The following is an 18,288-nucleotide window of genomic DNA, read 5'->3' as shown; positions in this document are numbered from 1 at the left end:
GATTGCCGGCTCGAAAGCTCGCCTGCGCCTCAATGCGAGTGCAGGTTGATCTCGATCAGCGGCTCATTGGCCATCATCGCGGCCTGTGCGGCGAATTGCGTCGTGTTTCCGTCGCCCTCGCCGAACTGCTTGAATCGCGCGCGCACATAGCCCGAGCGATCGATGAGGAAATGCGCCTGCGAAATTTCGTTCGTATAAGGTACGTTGGGATAGCGGTTGATGATCGAATAGGCTTTCTCCGCCGCCGCCGGGTGAAGCGCCTCGCGACCCTTCGCCGCCGCCGGGCAATCGCCGCTATAGACGGTGACGTGATTCACGCCCGCCGATTTCGCCGCGCCTGCCGCAGTCAACAGACTTGCCTCCAGCTCCTTTTCGCCGTCGGCGCCCGCCGTGCAGCGCGCGAAGGACAAAAGCGTCGGCTTACCCCGTAGCTTGAAGAGGCTCGTCACCTCCTCCTGCGGATCGATCAGCGCGAAATCCGGCGCGATCAGCCATTGAACCATGGCCTGCGGCCCGATGAAGCGCGACTGGTTCGTGCTGGAAAGCATCAACAGATAGTTGATCATATCCCAACGATCATCGACGTCGAGCACATGGGCGAAGCTCGGCATGACGCCGCTCTGCCCGCCAAACGTCAGCCAGTGGAAAATATCGCCGATCGTATGCGTGCCGACATGCGGCGCGGTGAGATCCGCCGGCTGGATCGGCAGGCCATCCTTGTTCTTCAGATCCTTCGCCATGGGGCCGTTGCCCTCGCCAATCGGACCGTGGCAGCCGACGCAGTTCTCCTGAAAGGTCGACATGGCGCGCGCAACGGATTCGGCGGTGAAATCCTGCGTGGGATCGTTGTAGGTGTCGATATAGGCCTCGGTGGAGAAGGACACCGCCAGGCAGAACAGAGCGGCGATCGTCGCCGCCGGCGTGGCGTAGAGACGCTTCTCGCGGGTCGCCGGCGTCCACCAGATGAGCGCGGCGGCAATCGCAAAAACGCCAGAGCCGATGGCCCACCACCAGATCGCAGACGGAAAGACCGGCTTCTGCCCCCATGTCGCGATGTAAGACAGACGGAACGGCAGCGGCCAATAAAGATCGGTCTCATGCGAGGCCGGCGTGATGACGGCGATATAGCCGGCGATCGCCAGCAGGCCGACGCCGAAAACCGCCTCGAGGCTGCCGATCTTACCGACCCAGGCGACGTCGAATTCGTCAATGGGGCGCGCGCGCATATAGCGCACAATGGCGAGCGCGCAGAGCAGCACGGCGACGAGCAGAGTGAGCTTCAGCGTCAATAGGCGGCCATAGGGCGTTGCGAGCATGTTCGGCACGCTGCCGACATTCTCATAGGCCATGGCGACGCCGGTGACGGCGACGAGCGCAATCGCAACCTTTGCGATCCTCGACCAGCGTTCCGCGAGTTTGGCGGCAAGGTGAGGCGGCTTGTGATGCGCCGTGAACATCCACCAGATCAGGCCGAAGAGCCCGCCGAGCCAGGTGAGCCCCGCCGCCGTGTGCAGGAGGAAGCTGAGCTGCGTCCAGAGCGGCAGACCGTCGTCGATGGCGTGGCCGGTGACCGAGACGACGGCGAGCACGCCGACGCCGGTCCAGAGCGTGACACGGTCGAGGAGATCGGACGCGCGGAACAAGCGCGCGATCGTCATTCCCGCAAAAACAAAGGCGAGAAGCTGCGTGCCGACCCACGCCTTGCCGACGCTGGTCCCGAAGGCGAACTCCTGCAGCACAGCGGCGTCGATCGGCCGCTCCGCCGGAATAATCGCACGGGCGGTCAGATAGAGAAGCGCAAAACCCAGCAGCGCGCGAAAAACCGCCGCCGCGGCGACCCAGGGCTTGAAGCGTCCGCCATCCTCATCGATGAGCCGCGGCAGAAGCAGCAGACCGACCGCGAGCGCCGATGGGACGCTCTCGAGAAAGCGTATGAATGCCAGAGAAAGATACATAGACGGGTCTCGCCCCTTGGCTCTTTCGCGTTTCGTTCAGGGACGCCGCTTGTGCGGCCGGTCGTAGGGCCGCCGGCGCTGGTCAGCCGGCGCGCCCGACATTGAGCGCCTCGAGAGGAGAAGCGCTTACTTCGGATCGACCGTGAACTCGTAGCTTCCTTCGACGATGTGGCCGTCGGTCGACAGCACGCGGTAGCGCACGACATATTTTCCGGCCGCGAGCTCCGGCGCGTCCATCGACAGCTCGCGCGGCTTGTCGGGCACGCCATTGGCGCCCTCGCCGAGCACCTTTCCGCTGGCGTCCTCGATGCTGAGCTTGGAATATTTCGGCTCCACGCCGCCGCCGAAACGCAGCTTGACAGTCTTGGGCGCCGTCGCGACGTGGTCCTTCGAGGAGGGGTTCGCCTCGACGAGGAAGGAATGCGCGCGCGCCGGCGCGACGACGCCTGCGGCGATCATCGAAGCGGCGGCGAAAATGGCGGCGCGCCGCGAGAAAATAAACAGTCCCTTCATGAGATTTCCTCCCGGGCTTTTCCGCCCTTTTTCGCAGTTATTTTATGAGATGCGATCGACAGCGCCTCCGTTCAAGACGCGACCGTCTCCGTGGCCTTTTTCTTCGAGGACGGATGGGTGTGCTTCCAATAGACGAAGACCATCCCCGCGATGAGGATCGTGCCCGCAATCTGCGGCACCCACGCCCACAAGGTCTCGCCGACCCGGAATTTGAACTGCTCGGTCTGCTGCTCGCCATTATCGCGCGTGAGCGTCACGAGACCGATGTAATGGCCGTTGGCATCGAAATTATGCTCGAGGCTGAACGTGCCCTTCGTATATTTCTTCGCGGGAAGATGCAGCACCGTCAGCGCCTCGAGATCCGTGTCCTTGGTGATCGGCGTCACCGGATCGCGAATGATGCGTAGCTCGAGGGGAAGGTCGCGGAAGGCCGGCGTCTCGAGATCGAAGACCATTATCGTGCGGCCGGTGGCGGGAATCTCATCGCAATATTCGCTGCGCGATTTATCCGGCTGAAAGGCAGTGATGTGGATCATGTCATAGCCGAACATGACCATGCACATATTGCCCATGGACATGGCCTCTGGGCCCGCGCCGCCTTCCGCGCGCGTCTGCGGCGCGAAACTGAGCGAGAGCGCCAAGCCAAAGAAGGCGGCTGCAAGGCTGCGCCAATTCATCATTTCTTCCCTCGATTTCTTATCGAGGCGCTTTTACCGCGCCTCTTTTGATTTTGCCGTGCGCCGCTTTGCACGGTCGATCACGAACCCACAGTCGTTTCATTTAGCCAAGTAACACATGCGCCAATTAACACATGCGCCAGCGATAGCTGCGCTAATTGTCGCGACGATACTTAACGCCTCGCGCGCCGCGCCTGCAATGCCGTCCTTGGCAAAACGGCGCCTGCTCCATTGCTAGATTGCATCGAAAATATGCGCAGGCGCGAGCGAAAAACCCGAGTGTCGTTTGCGTCGAAAGGACGCAGGAATTGATTTTGAGCAAAAACTGGGAACGAAGGCGCAAACGCGTGCGCGAGCGCCATCCCAAGCGTCCCCCCAAAACGCGACCGGCCGGACTTTCGTCCGGCCGGCGCATTAGTTCAGGCTACCGAGTTTCGCTTAGGGCATGTCGCCGGCGACGAACTTCGGAATGACCGGGCCGCCGATTTCAGCCGCAAAGCGCTTGCCGTCCGGCGTGAAGAAGAACAGCAGACCGCCGACCTGGCTGTCCGTGTCGTAGGCGAGGTCGGAGAGACGCTCGATGTCCCAACGCGCGTCCTGGATCTTCACGACGATTTCCTTCGACTCGCCCGGCGCAATCACGTCGTCGTTCGACAGACCACGGTCAGCAAGCAGGTAATCCGGGAAGTCAGGCTTCTGCGTGAACACGGTCGGGTTCAGGAAGCGCAGGCCAGCCGCCGTATATTCGCCGAGGCGAACCGGCTGCGACGTGCCGTTCTTGACCTTCACGTTGATCGTCAGCTCGCGGCCCGGAACCTTGTAGACGCCGCCGTTCAGCTCGGTCGACACCTGCTCCTTGCCCACGCCCACGGTGCCTTCCGTCTCGATCGGCGTCAGCGGCTTCTGCAAGCCGGCCTGAAGCGGGATCGTGCGCGGGAAGGTCGAGTTCGTCACGGCGTAGCCGACGATCGTCGCGAGGATCGTCAGAGCGAGAACGATCGCGCCGATGCGGCGGTCGTCATCGCCGATGACGTCGTCAGGACGGCCTTCGGCAACACGCAGGTAAGAGGCGATGATGCCCTTCCGGATGAACCAGAACAGGATCCACGCGGCGCCAACCGCCAGCCACGGCAGATGCCACGCGTAAACGCGGCTGATGCCGTAGTTCTCGAGGTCGACCGTCGAGCCGTCGAGGAGCGTCACCGGATCGGTGAAGTCCTTCATGTCGCCCTTGATCTCGATCCACTGGCCGGGTCCGATGATCGGGCCGCCGCCTTCGACGTTGATCTGAGCGTGAACGTGCCAACGGCCGGCGCGACGACCGCGCAGGTTGATCGAGAAGGCGTAGTCCTTGCCGATCTCCAGAGACACCGAACGAGGAGCGAACTGCTCGCCGATGAACTGAGCGGTGCGGACCAGAACCGGACCCGGCTCGCCGGCGTTCAGGAACGACACCTTCGGATTGGCGACCGCCTGCGGCCACGCCGAGAAGACGTGAACCTTGCCGGACAGGACCATGTCCTCGTTGACGTTGACCGTCGTCTTCGACCACTGAACGTCATACCAGTTCAGCGTGCGCATGCGAAGGAACGCCTGCTGGGACTTCTCGCCGTGCGCCGAGGCCGGAGCGACCGCTCCGAGCGTCGCCGCCACAGCAGCCGCCGCGCCGAAGGCGGCGAGCTTGACTAGCTTTTTCATGAACAAACCTCCCAGGTTCTTCTTCCGGCCGGCGCCTCGCGCGCCAGCCGATTTATTCATCCGCGACAGATCAGGCCAAACCGATGATCCAACCAATTTCCGCCGCGTCTTTTTGGGTGATTAGATCTGCTCGATCCGCTTGGTCGTGGAATACCAGCGACCCATGAACCACCACAGGAAGTACACCATCATCGAGACGAAGCCCGAGAAGAACGCCGCAACCGGCACAACGTCCTTACCGAAGGTGCGCAGCGTGCCGCGCTCGACCATGCGGATGTATTCCGGCATCGAGGTGCGGACGAAGTGCAGACCGATGAGATCGGCCAGCGTCATCAACTGACCATGCTGCTCGGTCGCCTGGTGGAAGGCGGCGATCGCCGGCCAGTTGTTCGGATAGAACAGCAGACCCCAGCCGAGCGAGCCGACAACCGCGGTGATCACATAGGAACCCGACAGGAGCAGGATCACGTCGAGCCAGATCGCCGGAACGATCAGAGCAGACGGGAACACGAGGCTGATCGGGAAGTAGGTCCAGCCCCAGAAGTTGACGTAGCGGTTGATCCACTCGCCGATCATCAGGCCCAGAACCGCGAAAACGGCGCCGAACGGAAGACGGAAGTTGACCCACCAGAAAGCCTGCGACGCCGCGCAGAAGGTCACGCCGAGGATCGGAATAACCGTCGGCCACATACGACGATCCTTCCAGTCGACCCAGAAGTCCCAGTCGCCCGCCGTCAGCATGAAGTGGACGTGGTAGCCGCCCAGGACCGCAAAGAACAGCAGAACCAGAAGCATCCAGTCCGTCGTCGCGACGCAACCCGCCGCCTCGGCGACGGAGTTGAACGGACCGACCGCCCCCCCGCTTTTCGATTGTGACATCACTCTTCTCCTTGGTGTTTCTCGAGCGCCTTAAGGCCCCGAGTTTCTTTTTGCCGCTGACCGGAAGCGTCGCGCCTCCGGACCGCGCCCGGACGATCGCCTCTAGGGCCCCGCCCGGCATTTCCTTTGGGCCGCGCTTGCGCGCCGCCTGAGCGAAGTCTTGCCTTTTCAGCCAGGGAACCCCCTGACTGCGACGCGAGAAGAACCACCCCAGTCGCCAATGGCGGCCAGAAAACGCTCCGTCTCTTGTCTAAAGAAAAGTCCCGCGCCCGAACCTTCCGCCCGCGCCCTTTCCGGGCGCGAGCGGGTCGTCACATTTTACTCGGTGAGGAGGGCGACGCCTTCCTTGCCGATCAGCGCATGGATGCGGCCGAGGATCTGCAGCACGACGCCGAACACGCCGAGCGCCATCCAGCCGAAGAACACGAAGCCCCAGTGCAGCGGCGCAACGAACAGCTCTTCCATGAACCAGAAGGTGTGGCCCCACTCGTTCAGGCCGACGTTCGGGATGATCATGAACGGGCCGATGGCGACGATCAGGAACGCCAGCGAGTAGCCATGAGCAAAATACGGAATGCGGGTCTTCGCATAGAAGAACGCGCCGACCGCGATCACCGAATAGATCGGGTAGCTCATGTAGAACTCGATGATGTGCGACGGCGTGAAGTCCGTGTCACGGATAACCGTCATGTGCCAGGTGCCGTCCTGCTCGGTGAAGAACGAGGCGCCCCAGTAGATGGCGATGCCGTAAACGACCAGCCACTGAACGAGGACCACCAGGCGGCGCATCTCTTCGCGCGGGGCCACGGCGTCGACGTTACGGTCGCGGGTCTTCCACAGGAAGCCGGCGAGCGCCAGACCGGAGACGAGCTCCAGCGGGATTTCGGTCCAAAGGATCGACATCCAGTAGGTCTGGAATTCCGGAGCGAACGAGTCGAGGCCGGCGCGCCAGCCGAAGACCTGCTCGTAAATGCGGACGATCAGATAGAAAACATTCAGAACCGCAAGGCCGATCCACATGCCGCGCAGATCGACTACGGACTCTACTTCAGCGGCTGCGCCGGCAGCCGTGCTAGTCGTCGAGCTCATATTTAACTCCTCCTATGTGCTCCCAGGGATGCGCGTGACCGGTAAAAAAGCTCCGCCTCCCGGAACGGAGCCGCTTCGTCCTCGTTTGATTAACGTGAGGCCGGACCCGCTGTTAACGGAGCCCAGGACCGTCCCGCCCTTTCTTGCCGCAGCTCTCGGACCCCGAACCCAAGAGAGAAATTCTCCCGAGAAGCTCGAACATCCAATAGGGCCGCCTTGTTGTTATCGGACGAACACCGACGTCGCCGCCTAAACAGAGACCCAAACTGGCCCTCCCGAGCCAAGCCAACAGACCCCGTTTAGCGTGGCCCAACCATTCCCTCTCACCAACATAATGACAATACCCATCAGGATAGCATTCAACTGTCTATCGAATAGTCCAAACAACCCCAGTGGATAGGGAATTGACTACCCTGTTCGGTAGTCATAGGTAATTATCCGTAGCGGCAGGGTGACGCTTAAGTGTATGATTTTCACTAGTTTAGACGCACGTCGCCGCGTTTGCGGCCAATTCGCGTGCAAATTCAGGCGCGACATGCAAGCGCCCCGCCAACAGGATTGCGACTCCAAGCCGCGACCAAGAAATAATTCAGGCCGGCGGCGCCCGCCGCGAATGGATGAATAGACCCGTCATATCGACGGGCTGGCCCGCCCGACGTCTCGAACAAAAAACCCCTGGCTTTCGCCAGGGGCTCGTCGATCGCACGAGGCGAACTTTGCTTTGCAATGGCCTTATTGCGGGCGCGGCGTGTCCTTGGTGCGCGCCGGCAGGAGCGGATAGGCGACCTTCGGCTGATCGCCGGTCAGCGCATTGAGGAACGCCACGATGGCGGCGTTCTCATCCGGCGACAAAGCCGCGCCGAGCTGGGTCTTCGCCATGACGTCGACGGCTTCCTCCAGCGTCCAGACGGCGCCGCTGTGGAAGTAAGGCGCGCGCAGGGCGACGTTGCGCAGCGGAGCCGAGCGGAAGGCGAAGGCGTCGGCGTCGCTGTTCGTGACCTTGGCGCGGCCGCGGTCGGCGACGGGCAGGATGGCCGCGTCGGGCTTCTCGGCGACGCCGAAGGGGAAGTAGCCGTTGCCGCCGACGTTCACGCCGCTATGGCAGCCGCTGCAGCCCTTGTCGATGAATAGGCGCAGGCCCTTCTTCTCGGTGTCGTTGAGAGCGTTGACGTCGCCCGCAAGGAACTTGTCGAATTTGGCGTTCGGCGTCGTCAGCGTGGCCTCGAAAGCCTCGATGGCGTTGGCCATATTGTCGAAGCTGACCGGGCTCGCGTCGTTGGGGAAGGCCGCCTTGAACTCGGCGACATAGGCCGGCATGCTCTTCAGCGTGGCTTCGACGGCGGCGGGCGTATTGTTCATCTCGACGTCGGCCTGAACCGGACCCTTTGCCTGCGTCTTGAGGTCGACGGCGCGGCCGTCCCAGAATTGGGCGACGTTGAAAACCGCGTTCAGCACGCTCGGGGCGCGGCGCGGGCCCTTGGCCCAGCCATGGCCGATCGAGGTCGGGCCGGCGTCGACGCCGCCCGTGCCGAGATTATGGCAGCTATTGCAGCTTATGATCTGGCTCTTCGACAGGCGGGGATCGAAGAACAGCTTGTGGCCGAGCTCGATCTTGGCGGGGGTGATGGCGTTGTTTTTGACGACCGAATTCACGCTCGCGGCGTCGATCGGCTTGAAGACCGCATTGGCGTCGGCGCGCAGGTCGCCGGCGTGAGCCAATACGGGAAATAGCAGCATCGCGCCGGTCACGGCGAACCGAAGTGCGGACATATGATTCCCTCCCCTTGCAGCTTTGTCTTTGAAAAGCTGGGCAGCCTCGCTGCGCGAGAGCGCGCGAAGCTCGCGTCTTCGGCTAGCACAACCCCTAAGACGGCGGAAGCCCTCGCCGATTGAACCGTGGCGGCGTTAGAGCAGATGCTTGGCCACGGCCGTATGACAAAGGAGCTGCAAATTACTTAGGCGACTCCGGCGCCGCGGCGGGCGAGGTCAATGGAATGCCGAAAAAGCTCTCCTCGTCGGCGCCCCCGGCCTTATGCAGCGCGAAGGCGTCCTTCCAAATGGCGTTCTCGACCGCATCGGCAGGGCGATAGGTGCATTTGGCTTCGGGATTGCCTCCCTGTAGCCATTTCTTGCCGTTGCGCACGAATCGGTCGAGGCTTTTCTGGTCGGTCGGGCGAATCACGCATCTGGGAACGCCATCGACGAGAATGACTTGCGGGAGCATGTGCGATCTCCGACAAATGGGGGCGCCGCCCCCTGATTGCCTTGTTGGAAATCAGTTCAGCAATCGACGTGCCATTTTTGATTTTTTTCAAGGAAGAACGGAATGACCAGCTTCGCCACCGACGCCGCAATCGAGCGAATTGTCTTGGGCGTAATCGACCGGACGCCGTGCAAGCCTCGCTGTGAAATCATGCCGGCGAGAGCGTCCGCAACGTGGCGGAAGGTATCTCGGCGAGACGGGGAACTGGGCAGAAGACGCCCCGTGCGTGGGATTGCTGGGCGGGAACACCCGATGAATGTGGCCAATTTTTAGATTTTTTGCACAATTCCGGATTATTGATTAACCAGCGTCCCTCCGTTTAAAGTGTTGCCATGTTCGTTTTTATGGTTGCCAGCAACGTCCAGAATCCCGAGCTCGAAGCGAAAATTATGGAGGCCTATCCCTCTGACAATTTACGCTTCAGCTCGACCGTTTGGTTCGTTGCCGATGCCGGGGTAACAGCCAAAGAGGTTTGCGAAAAAATAAATGTAATTCCCGGCGGGCTCGCGGGAGTTGTCGTTACAAAGGTCGAAACTTATTTCGGATTTGCGCCGACTGTAACATGGGAATGGCTAAAGGCTAGAATGGGCATAGTTTAAATGTCTGATTCCGCTCCTGATCTTGGTAGTAACTCGTCGCCAAACGTTTATGATTTCAGGCGCCCAACGGACCCCCGCACCAGCCCCCGCGGCAGGGATGGTGGGGACGGCGGGGGAGGCCATATGAATGGCATGGAACATTACGATAACCGTCTTCGCGCACTAGAAAACGACGTTCACGCGATAAAGGGCGCGGTTGATTGGGCGAAGGTCGCTTTTGCGATCCTCGCAACGGTTACACTTGGCGGTATGGGAATTTTGATTTCTCTAAATCTTTTTCTTTCGTCGAAGGTCGGCGGCATTTCTGACAAAATAAGTGAGGAGTTTCGTGCTCAACGCTTAGAACAAGCAGCACAGATTTCGTCTGTCGCAAACGCGATCACAGCGACTAAGCAGCAGGCCCCGCAGGTCATCCTTGTTCCCGCGCCAAAAAATGCTACGCCACCTCAAGCAGAAAAGAGAGGCCCTTAAGCGGCCTTCACATGGCGCTGCCAATATCTCGTGAAGTAGTTGGACGACGTGCGACGAAAGGCGACCCGCCGACGGTCTGAACTCGTTTGCCATTCGCTATGGGCCGCGATGTTAGCGCCAAGAAGTTCCCCAAGAGTAGAGAAGCAGATGTTGGCCAACGATGCTGTGAATGCCGTTGTCCGCGCAGGGCAGGCGCGTTGCCTCGTTCGTGCACGCGCGTTCAGCTTTTTCCAGTGTTGACGCTTCGTCGGCGTGCAAGACTGGCCCTTGGTTACGCACAAGCGAACGACGTTTAATCTCCAGCTCTGCCCGCCTCGCACGATGTCAGGCATGCCAACGCTCCAAATTGCGTGCAGAAGGTTCCGCAGCGCGCTCCAGCCCCATTGCCGTTCTGATCGGCTCTGTCCCGACGCTCGAGAAGCCGGCGATCAGTAATCCAATGCAAAATCACCGCTGTTGCGGCTCTGGATTCCCGGTCGGGCTTGCAGCCCGCCGGGAATGACACGGCCCCAACGCGCACGGTTTAAACGAAAATGGCGTCACACACCCGTCGGATAATTCGGGCTCTCGCGGGTGATGGAGACGTCGTGGACATGGCTTTCGCGCAGGCCCGCGTTGGTGATGCGCACGAATTGCGCACGCTCCTGGAATTCGCGGATCGTCGGCGCGCCGACATAGCCCATGGCGGAGCGCAACCCGCCCGCGAGCTGGTACAGGATCGGCGCGATCGGGCCGCGGTAGGGCACCTGCCCTTCGATGCCTTCCGGCACGAGCTTGAGCTGATCCTTCACATCGCCCTGGAAATAGCGGGTGGCCGAGCCCGCCACCATGGCGCCGACCGAGCCCATGCCGCGATAGGACTTGAAGGAGCGGCCCTGATAGAGGAACACCTCGCCGGGCGATTCCTCCGTGCCCGCGAAGAGCGAGCCCATCATCACCACCTCGGCGCCTGCGGCGACGGCCTTGGCGAGATCGCCCGAATATTTCACGCCGCCGTCGCCGATCACCGGCACATCGGCTTTGCGGGCCTCCTCCGAGGCCTCCATGATCGCCGTGAGCTGCGGCACGCCCACACCCGCGACGATGCGCGTGGTGCAGATCGAGCCCGGTCCGATGCCGACCTTGATGGCGTCGGCGCCCGCGTCGATCAGCGCCTTGGCGGCCTCGGCGGTGGCGATATTGCCGGCGATGATCTGGACCTTGTTGTTCTCGCGCTTGACGCGCGCCACCTGATCGATGACCGCCTGCGAATGGCCATGCGCAGTGTCGATGACGATGCAATCCGCGCCGGCGTCGATGAGCTGCAGCGCGCGCTCATAGCCATAGTCTCCGACAGTCGAGGCGGCGGCGACGCGCAGGCGCCCTTCCGGATCTTTGCAGGCGTTGGGGTGTTGCGTCGCCTTTTCGATGTCCTTCACGGTCACGAGGCCGACGCAGTGATAATCGGCGTCGACGACCAGCAGCTTCTCGATGCGGTGTTCGTGAAGCAGACGCTGCGCCTCGGCCTGGTCCACGCCTTCGCGCACGGTGACGAGCTTCTTGGTCATGAGCTCGGCGATCGGCTGGCGCTTGTCCTGGGCGAAGCGCACGTCGCGGTTCGTGAGAATGCCGACGAGCTTGCCCTTCCCGCTTGTGGCGCCACGTTCGACGACCGGAATGCCGGAAATACCGTTTTGCGCCATCAAATACAGCGCGTCGGCGAGCGTCGCGTCGGGGAAGATGGTAATCGGATCGACCACCATGCCGCTCTCATAGCGCTTGACCTTGCGCACTTCGGCGGCCTGATCCGAGGGCGTGAGATTTTGGTGGATGACGCCGATGCCGCCGGCCTGGGCCATGGCGATGGCGAGCCGCGCCTCGGTCACCGTATCCATGGCGGCGGAAACGATCGGCAGGTTGAGCGTGATCTCGCGGGTGAGGCGCGTCGTGATGTCGACGGTCGAGGGCATCACACGGGAGTGACCGGGCCGCAGCAACACGTCGTCGAAAGTAAGCGCTTCGGTCAACGTGGCGGGCAGACGGGCCATGGGCCAACTCCTTCATGAGTGCGATGGGGCGGCGTAAACGAGCGCGCCGCCTGAGAGGGTTGGCGGGTGCTCATAGCATTTATCCTTGCAAAGGCAAATGGCGCCGCCACGACGGGCGGCAATTGACTGCGTCCGCCCGTCAGAGTCATCGCTGAGCGGATACCACCAGGAGCTGGCCTTCCCGTAACATGGAGGGATTAGCAGTATTGCGCAGCAAGCACGCCTGCGCATAAAAGCCCTTAGATGCTTGCTAGATCAGCAAGCATCTGCTCCATTGTGTCAAGCAAGCAGGAGCGATTCGCATGGCCTCAAAAAAATCTCCACAAAGCCTCGGCGGCAAGGCGCGAGCCGATAAGCTGCCGGCGCAAGCCCGGAAAGAGATCGCGCGCAAGGCCGCGCTAGCTCGCCATTCAGCTAAGACAGATCCAGAAACAGGTCTTCCGCTGGCGAGATCGGAGGGGACACTTCCTATCGGAGACGTGAACATTGACGTTTATGTTTTGTGGGATCGCCGCCGACTCGTTTCAAAGCGCGCGATGGCCCGCGCTCTTGGCCTCAAATCTGAAGGTGGCAATGCCTTTCTAAAAACTTTGTCCGGAAAAACTATCGGATCTGCGATCCCTGAAAATCTGTGGGAGAAAATTAATAACCCTGTTATTTTCAAGCCGTTAAGCGGGGATCCAGCTCACGGTTACGAAGCGGCTGTTCTGATCGAAGTATGTGACGCGCTTATCGATGCCCGAGACGATTTGCTGCCATCTCAAAAATTCTTGGCGCGACAAGCCGAAATCATTATCCGCGCGGCTGCCAAGATCGGGATTATCGCGCTCATCGATGAAGCCACAGGATTTATAGAGGATAAGCGGAAGGAGGAATATAGAGAACTTTGGCGCGACTTTGTTCGGGACGAATTCCGCCAATGGGAAGGTGCAGAGTTTCCAGACGATATCTTCGACCTGATTTATAAGCTCTATGGCCTCAAGCGGTTCAATCCAAAGAGCACACAACACCCAAAGTTCTTTGGGAAGATTCTTAGGAAATACATTTGGATTCCGCTCGCCAATAGCAACGGTGCCATCCTTGAACAATTGGACGAGAAGAACCCAGTGATCTACGCGAATGGTGGACGCAGATATAAACTGTTTCAGTTCTTGAGCGACGAAGTCGGCCTTCCGGCACTTAAGCAACACATCTGGCAAGTCGTTGGTATTGGCCGTTCGGTCAAAACTAAAGAACAGTTCGACCGCTCATTCTATGCCGCGTTCCCCCAAGCCATCCCGAACAAGGGCGGCGGTCAGCTCTCATTGTTCGATGAGCCTTGAGAATTAGGCTCAAGCGTTAAGCGCTCGAGCCCCTGTGGGGGTGGCGTGCGTCACCCACCTACGCGTAGGACCGGCTCAGGGGGAGTCGAAATTCTCGGCGTTTTCCTTGCTGACGACGACCGTCACAGAAGGGCGTCCGCTGTATGGGCCCTCTCCGTATCGAACTGCAGCTTAGCGAGCCGTGCATAAAGCCCGCCGGCGGCCGTGAGGGTCGCGTGGGTCCCCTCCTCCACGATGCGGCCCTGTTCCAGAACCACGATACGATCGGCTTCCAGCACCGTGGCCAGACGATGCGCGATGACGATGCTGGTGCGCCCGGCCATCACGTCGTGCAGCGCCTCTTGCACGGCGGCTTCATTTTCGGCGTCGAGCGCGGAGGTCGCTTCGTCGAGCAGCAGCACGGGCGCGTCCGCCAGAATGGCGCGGGCGATGGCGAGGCGTTGCCGCTGGCCGCCGGAAAGCGTGACGCCGCGCTCGCCCAGGAGCGTGTCGTAGCTTTGCGGCAGCGCCTCGATGAAATCATGCGCCTGAGCGCGCTTTGCCGCGGCGACGATCGTCTCGCGCGCCGCGCCCTCGCGGCCGTAAGCGATGTTCTCGGCGACCGACAGCCCGAAGATCACCGGGTCCTGCGGCGCGAGCGCCATCGCCGCGCGCAAATCGAGCGGATCGAGGTCGCGCAGATCGACGCCGTCGAGCGCGATCGCGCCCGCGTCGACATCGTAGAAGCGTAGAAGCAGCGCGAAAAGCGTGGATTTCCCCGCGCCGGACGGACCGACCAGCGCTACCCGCTCGCCGGGCACGATGGTCAGCGACAGATCGTGCAGCGCCGACCGATCGGGCGCGGTCGGGTAAGCAAAGCTCACACGGTTGAAGGCGATGCGGCCCTGCCAGCGCGCGGGCGCCGGGGTGGGATGCGGGGGCGCGATAATCTTCGGCTTCACAGCCAGAATTTCTGCGATGCGCGAGGCGGCGCCGGCCGCAGCGCTCACCTCGCCCCAGACGGACGAAAGCTCGCCGAGCGAACTGGCGCCGAGCACGGCGTAGAGCACGAATTGCGACAGCAGGCCCGAGGTCATCCGCCCCGCGAGCACGTCCTGCGCGCCGAGCCACAGAACCGCGACAACGCTCGTGAACACGATGAGAATCACGCCCGCCGTCATAAAGGCGCGCAACAGCGTCGCCGCCTGCGCGGCGTCATAGGCGGCCTCTGCCGCGCGCTTGAAACGCGCCACGGTGGAAGCCTGCGCGCCATTGGCCTGCATGGCGCGGACGGCCGCCAAATTCTCGCCGGCGTAAGCCGCGGCATGGGCGAGCGTATCCTGCGCATGCTTCGAGCGACGGCGCACGCCGCGACCCGATGCGATGAGCGGCAGGACGATGATGGGGATCGCCGCAAGCGCAAGCCCCGCGAGTTTCGGGCTCGTCGCAAACATCATCACGACCGCGCCGATAAACATGAAGATGTTGCGCAGCGCGATCGAGGCCGAGGAGCCGAAGGCCGATTTGAGCTGCGTCGTATCAGCGGTGAGGCGCGAAAGAAGCTCGCCGGTCTTCGCCGTGTCGTAAAAGGAAGCGTCGAGCGTCGCGAGATGCTTGAAGAGATCGGCGCGCAGATCGGCGACCACGCGCTCGCCGAGCGTCATCACGAAATAATAGCGCGTGGCGGAAGCGAGCGCGAGCGTCGCGGCGACGGCGATCATGGCGCCGAAATAGGCGTTCACCGTTCCGGCGCTATCGGCCGAGAAGCCGTGATCGATCATGCCGCGCACCGCCGCCGGCAGCGTCAGCGTCGCGCCCGAGGCCAGAAGCAGAGCGGCGAAAGCGAAGGCGATCGTTTGCTTGTAGCGCAGCGCATAAGGCAGCAGCGGCCGCAAGGGCGCGAGCGTCGCGCCGAAACGGCGCTTCGATTCGCCCGCGGGAGGCGGAAGGGGGGCCGCATCTTCGATTCCGGTCATAAACGTGACCCTCTCCTGCGCCGGCAAAGCCGAAAATGCCGCGCAGCCTGCTCCTACGCCTCGAATCGCTGCGACGCAGCAAAAATATTTTACGGCCAAGCCTGAGACAAATGCTTGGAAAAGAATGTCTTTTCGATTTCTTTTCAGATATGTATGTCCTGCGACAGGATGTCGCAATTTGATGCATCCAACGCTGGACAGGCCCGAAACTTGTGCTACCTTTTCCCTGCGTCGAAATGACGCGCCCGCCAAACAACCGGGGGGCCACGCGCCACAAAAACAAAAAAACCTGGCGTGCAATGGGAACGAAAGAGGAGTGAAGGTTATGGCTGACAAAGAACTCGAGATCACCACCAACACTTACATCTTCGCTGGCGTCGGCGCCGTGATTCTCGGCGGCCTCGCGGCTGCGGCGCTCGGCGGCCTGCCGAACACCATCGCGGCTGGCGTCGTGGGCGCGCTCGCGGGCGGCTGCCTCGGCCTGTTCTTCTAACCGACGCCTTCGACGCGGCGCTGGTCTGGCCGCCAGCGCAGCGCCAAAACGTCGACAGCCAGCATTCGGGAGACGAATGCTGGCTGCGTTTTTTTGTAGATTGTGTTCTTTGAAAGGCAGCCGAAACCGGCTGCTCAGATTGCTGACAAAGTGGCGATGACGCCTCTCGTGCTTCGAGACGCCTGCTGCGCAGGCTCCTCAGCATGAGGCAACTTTCCAAACACTTATGCCATTTCCGTTTGAACAGCTCGCATCGGGCGCGCGTCATTCCCGGCGGGCTGAAAGCCCGCAGAGCCACAAAAGCGCTGGTTTTGCCCAGAGCCCGTCATTGCGAGCGAAGCGAAGCAATCCAGGGCGACGTGGCCCTGGATTGCTTCGTCGGCTCCGCCTCCTCGCAATGACGGCGGTGATTTCCTGTGTGTCCACACGGCGCGAGCGTCGGGAATGGCGCCTGAGGAGCGCGCGAAGCTCGCGTCTCGAAGGACGAGGCCGCCTCCGAGGTTTGTCAAGAAACTAGGCGGCCGAAACCGGCTCTCGGACGCTCTGCTCAGAGCGTCGCCGCCGTCGCCCCGCCCGGCCACATCTCCCGCGCCTTCGCGCGCAAAACATATTTCTGGACCTTGCCGGTCGAGGTCTTCGGCAGCGCGCCGAAGACGACATGGCGCGGGCATTTGAAATGCGCCAGATGCTTGCGCGACCAGGCGATGATCTCCTCCGCCGACGCCAGCTCGCCGTCCTTCAGCTCGATGAAGGCGCAAGGCGTCTCGCCCCATTTGTCGTCGGGCGCGGCGACCACCGCTGCGGCGGCCACTTTCGGATGTTTGAAAAGAACGTCCTCGACCTCGATCGACGAAATATTCTCGCCGCCCGAGATGATGATGTCCTTGGAGCGGTCCTTGAGCTGGATATAGCCGTCGTGATGGATCACGCCCAAATCGCCGGTGTGAAACCAGCCCCCGTCGAAGGCTTTCTCGGTGGCCGAGGCGTTCTTGAGATAACCCTTCATCACCACATTGCCGCGAAACATCACCTCGCCCATTGTCGCGCCGTCGCGGGGCACGGGCTGCATTGTCTCGGGGTCGATCACGTCGAGATCGTCCAACACGACATAGCGCACGCCCTGGCGCGCCTTCATATGCGCCTGCTCCTTGTCGTCGAGCGCGTCCCAGCTCTCCTGCCATTCATTGACGGCGGCCGGCCCATAGGTCTCGGTCAATCCATAGAGATGCGTCACCTCGAAACCGGCTTCCTTCATGGCCGCGAGCACGGCCTGAGGCGGCGGCGCAGCGGCGGTGAAGAATCGCACCGTCTCCTTCAGCGGCTTCTTTTCCGACTCTTTGGCGTTGAGCAGCGTCGACATGACGATCGGCGCGCCGCAGAGATGCGTCACGCCATGCTCGGCCATGAGCTCATACATATGTCCCGCCCGCACCTGCCGCAGGCAGACATGCGTGCCGGCTGCGACCGAGATCGACCAGGGGAAGCACCAGCCATTGCAGTGGAACATCGGCAAGGTCCACAGATAGACCGGATGCCTGCCCATATCGCCGGTGAGGATGTTGCCGAGCGCCAGCAGATAGGCGCCGCGATGGTGGTAGACGACGCCCTTGGGATCGCCTGTCGTCCCCGAGGTGTAATTGAGCGAGATCGCGTCCCATTCGTCCTGTGGCGGCGCCCAGGCGAAGTCGGGGTCGCCGGAGAGCACGAAATCCTCATAGTCGATCGAGCCCAGCCGCTCGCCCGGCCCCGTATATTCGGGATCGTCGTAATCGATGATGAGCGGCTTGGATTTGCAGAGCGCCAGCGCCTCGCGGATCAGGCCCGAATATTCGCGATCGACGATCAGGGCCTTGGCCTCGGCATGATCGAGGGTGAAGGCGAGGACCGAGGCGTCGAGCCTCGTGTTCAGCGTATTGAGGACGGCGCCCATCATCGGCGCGCCATAGTGGCATTCGAGCATCGCCGGCGTATTGCCGAGCATGACGGAAACCGTGTCGTTGCGTCCGAGCCCGGCTTTGGCCAGCGCGCTCGCGAGGCGCCGGCTGCGCGAATAAAAGTCACGATAGCTGCGCCGCAAGTCGCCATGAATGATCGCAACGCGGTTGGGGAAGACCGCCGCCGCGCGCGCGAGAAACGTCAGCGGCGTCAGCGGCTGGTAATTCGCCGGATTGCGGTCGAGATCGCGGTCATAGGCGGATGCGGTCATGAAGGACTCCGAAACGGGGCCGCGAAGGCCGGCCACGCAGTATGCAAGTTCTGGAGAAGGCGGCGAACCTTTTCGTCCATGCGTTTCCGCCTGCAAGACCGCCAGCCGCAAGGACGAGCCGGAAGGACCGCGAGCCTTCAG

The 18,288-nt window shown here is 61.8% G+C and carries 15 protein-coding genes; 4 read left to right on the top strand and 11 right to left on the bottom strand.

All coding sequences use genetic code 11. The annotated features are described in order from the left end of the window. Positions 1–29 precede the first annotated feature (29 nt). The 8 genes from QMG84_RS09075 to QMG84_RS09040 all read right to left on the bottom strand — a co-directional run bounded on the left by QMG84_RS09075 (position 30) and on the right by QMG84_RS09040 (position 9,035). Positions 30–1,955, bottom strand: coding sequence for a CopD family protein (locus tag QMG84_RS09075; protein WP_281927388.1), 1,926 nt, complete (start codon positions 1,953–1,955; stop codon positions 30–32). A 126-nt stretch (positions 1,956–2,081) separates the two neighbouring features. Continuing rightward, on the bottom strand, positions 2,082–2,468 hold the full coding sequence (locus QMG84_RS09070) for a copper resistance CopC family protein (RefSeq protein WP_202071546.1): 387 nt from the start codon (positions 2,466–2,468) through the stop codon (positions 2,082–2,084). A gap of 71 nt (positions 2,469–2,539) precedes the next feature. Continuing rightward, positions 2,540–3,148 carry a hypothetical protein gene (locus QMG84_RS09065; RefSeq protein ID WP_281927385.1) on the bottom strand — a complete coding sequence of 203 codons (609 nt, stop codon included), beginning with the start codon at positions 3,146–3,148 and terminating at the stop codon, positions 2,540–2,542. Between the two features lie 435 nt (positions 3,149–3,583). Beyond that, complete coding sequence (amoB, locus tag QMG84_RS09060; protein ID WP_202074342.1) at positions 3,584–4,843, bottom strand: bacterial ammonia monooxygenase, subunit AmoB; 1,260 nt, start codon at positions 4,841–4,843, stop codon at positions 3,584–3,586. 120 nt (positions 4,844–4,963) lie between these two features. Further along, positions 4,964–5,722 (bottom strand): bacterial ammonia monooxygenase, subunit AmoA, encoded by a 759-nt coding sequence (gene amoA, locus QMG84_RS09055; protein ID WP_202074341.1) that lies wholly within the window; start codon positions 5,720–5,722, stop codon positions 4,964–4,966. Positions 5,723–6,040: 318 nt separating this feature from the next. After that, on the bottom strand, positions 6,041–6,811 hold the full coding sequence (amoC, locus tag QMG84_RS09050) for a bacterial ammonia monooxygenase, subunit AmoC (RefSeq protein WP_281927381.1): 771 nt from the start codon (positions 6,809–6,811) through the stop codon (positions 6,041–6,043). A gap of 732 nt (positions 6,812–7,543) precedes the next feature. Continuing rightward, positions 7,544–8,581: a cytochrome-c peroxidase gene (locus tag QMG84_RS09045; RefSeq protein ID WP_202074269.1), complete on the bottom strand. Its 1,038-nt coding sequence runs from the start codon at positions 8,579–8,581 to the stop codon at positions 7,544–7,546. Positions 8,582–8,762: 181 nt separating this feature from the next. Beyond that, positions 8,763–9,035, bottom strand: coding sequence for a hypothetical protein (locus QMG84_RS09040; RefSeq protein ID WP_281927377.1), 273 nt, complete (start codon positions 9,033–9,035; stop codon positions 8,763–8,765). A 371-nt stretch (positions 9,036–9,406) separates the two neighbouring features. On the opposite strand from QMG84_RS09040, the gene QMG84_RS09035 reads away from it, so the two are divergent. Both QMG84_RS09035 and QMG84_RS09030 read left to right on the top strand, forming a co-directional pair. Next, complete coding sequence (locus QMG84_RS09035; protein ID WP_281927375.1) at positions 9,407–9,673, top strand: hypothetical protein; 267 nt, start codon at positions 9,407–9,409, stop codon at positions 9,671–9,673. Between the two features lie 123 nt (positions 9,674–9,796). Then, positions 9,797–10,144, top strand: a complete 348-nt coding sequence (locus QMG84_RS09030) for a hypothetical protein (RefSeq protein ID WP_281927373.1) — start codon at positions 9,797–9,799, stop codon at positions 10,142–10,144. 539 nt (positions 10,145–10,683) lie between these two features. On the opposite strand, the gene guaB is transcribed toward QMG84_RS09030, so the two are convergent. Beyond that, positions 10,684–12,171, bottom strand: a complete 1,488-nt coding sequence (guaB, locus tag QMG84_RS09025; protein WP_281927372.1) for an IMP dehydrogenase — start codon at positions 12,169–12,171, stop codon at positions 10,684–10,686. Between the two features lie 302 nt (positions 12,172–12,473). Here guaB and QMG84_RS09020 point away from each other — a divergent pair, with 302 nt between their 5' ends. Next, positions 12,474–13,493, top strand: a complete 1,020-nt coding sequence (locus QMG84_RS09020; protein WP_281927371.1) for a P63C domain-containing protein — start codon at positions 12,474–12,476, stop codon at positions 13,491–13,493. A 122-nt stretch (positions 13,494–13,615) separates the two neighbouring features. Here the strand turns inward: QMG84_RS09020 and QMG84_RS09015 are convergent, their stop codons facing one another. Beyond that, positions 13,616–15,448: an ABC transporter transmembrane domain-containing protein gene (locus tag QMG84_RS09015; RefSeq protein WP_281927370.1), complete on the bottom strand. Its 1,833-nt coding sequence runs from the start codon at positions 15,446–15,448 to the stop codon at positions 13,616–13,618. A 325-nt stretch (positions 15,449–15,773) separates the two neighbouring features. On the opposite strand from QMG84_RS09015, the gene QMG84_RS09010 reads away from it, so the two are divergent. Further along, positions 15,774–15,941 carry a hypothetical protein gene (locus QMG84_RS09010; protein WP_165055642.1) on the top strand — a complete coding sequence of 56 codons (168 nt, stop codon included), beginning with the start codon at positions 15,774–15,776 and terminating at the stop codon, positions 15,939–15,941. 547 nt (positions 15,942–16,488) lie between these two features. On the opposite strand, the gene QMG84_RS09005 is transcribed toward QMG84_RS09010, so the two are convergent. Next, positions 16,489–18,147: an acyl-CoA synthetase gene (locus tag QMG84_RS09005; protein WP_281927368.1), complete on the bottom strand. Its 1,659-nt coding sequence runs from the start codon at positions 18,145–18,147 to the stop codon at positions 16,489–16,491. Positions 18,148–18,288: the final 141 nt, after the last annotated feature.

It is taken from the genome of Methylocystis iwaonis, assembly GCF_027925385.1.
GTDB lineage: Bacteria > Pseudomonadota > Alphaproteobacteria > Rhizobiales > Beijerinckiaceae > Methylocystis > Methylocystis iwaonis.
This window is presented reverse-complemented; position numbering and strand designations above follow the sequence as displayed.

Coding starts and splice junctions, on each gene's coding strand:
- QMG84_RS09035 (WP_281927375.1), top strand. CDS start 9,407: ATGTTCGTTTTTATGGTTGCCAGCAACGTCCAGAATCCCGAGCTCGAA.
- QMG84_RS09045 (WP_202074269.1), bottom strand. CDS start 8,581: ATGTCCGCACTTCGGTTCGCCGTGACCGGCGCGATGCTGCTATTTCCC.
- QMG84_RS09015 (WP_281927370.1), bottom strand. CDS start 15,448: ATGACCGGAATCGAAGATGCGGCCCCCCTTCCGCCTCCCGCGGGCGAA.
- amoA (WP_202074341.1), bottom strand. CDS start 5,722: ATGTCACAATCGAAAAGCGGGGGGGCGGTCGGTCCGTTCAACTCCGTC.
- QMG84_RS09065 (WP_281927385.1), bottom strand. CDS start 3,148: ATGATGAATTGGCGCAGCCTTGCAGCCGCCTTCTTTGGCTTGGCGCTC.
- QMG84_RS09020 (WP_281927371.1), top strand. CDS start 12,474: ATGGCCTCAAAAAAATCTCCACAAAGCCTCGGCGGCAAGGCGCGAGCC.
- amoB (WP_202074342.1), bottom strand. CDS start 4,843: ATGAAAAAGCTAGTCAAGCTCGCCGCCTTCGGCGCGGCGGCTGCTGTG.
- QMG84_RS09070 (WP_202071546.1), bottom strand. CDS start 2,468: ATGAAGGGACTGTTTATTTTCTCGCGGCGCGCCGCCATTTTCGCCGCC.
- QMG84_RS09040 (WP_281927377.1), bottom strand. CDS start 9,035: ATGCTCCCGCAAGTCATTCTCGTCGATGGCGTTCCCAGATGCGTGATT.
- guaB (WP_281927372.1), bottom strand. CDS start 12,171: ATGGCCCGTCTGCCCGCCACGTTGACCGAAGCGCTTACTTTCGACGAC.
- QMG84_RS09005 (WP_281927368.1), bottom strand. CDS start 18,147: ATGACCGCATCCGCCTATGACCGCGATCTCGACCGCAATCCGGCGAAT.
- QMG84_RS09075 (WP_281927388.1), bottom strand. CDS start 1,955: ATGTATCTTTCTCTGGCATTCATACGCTTTCTCGAGAGCGTCCCATCG.
- QMG84_RS09010 (WP_165055642.1), top strand. CDS start 15,774: ATGGCTGACAAAGAACTCGAGATCACCACCAACACTTACATCTTCGCT.
- QMG84_RS09030 (WP_281927373.1), top strand. CDS start 9,797: ATGAATGGCATGGAACATTACGATAACCGTCTTCGCGCACTAGAAAAC.
- amoC (WP_281927381.1), bottom strand. CDS start 6,811: ATGAGCTCGACGACTAGCACGGCTGCCGGCGCAGCCGCTGAAGTAGAG.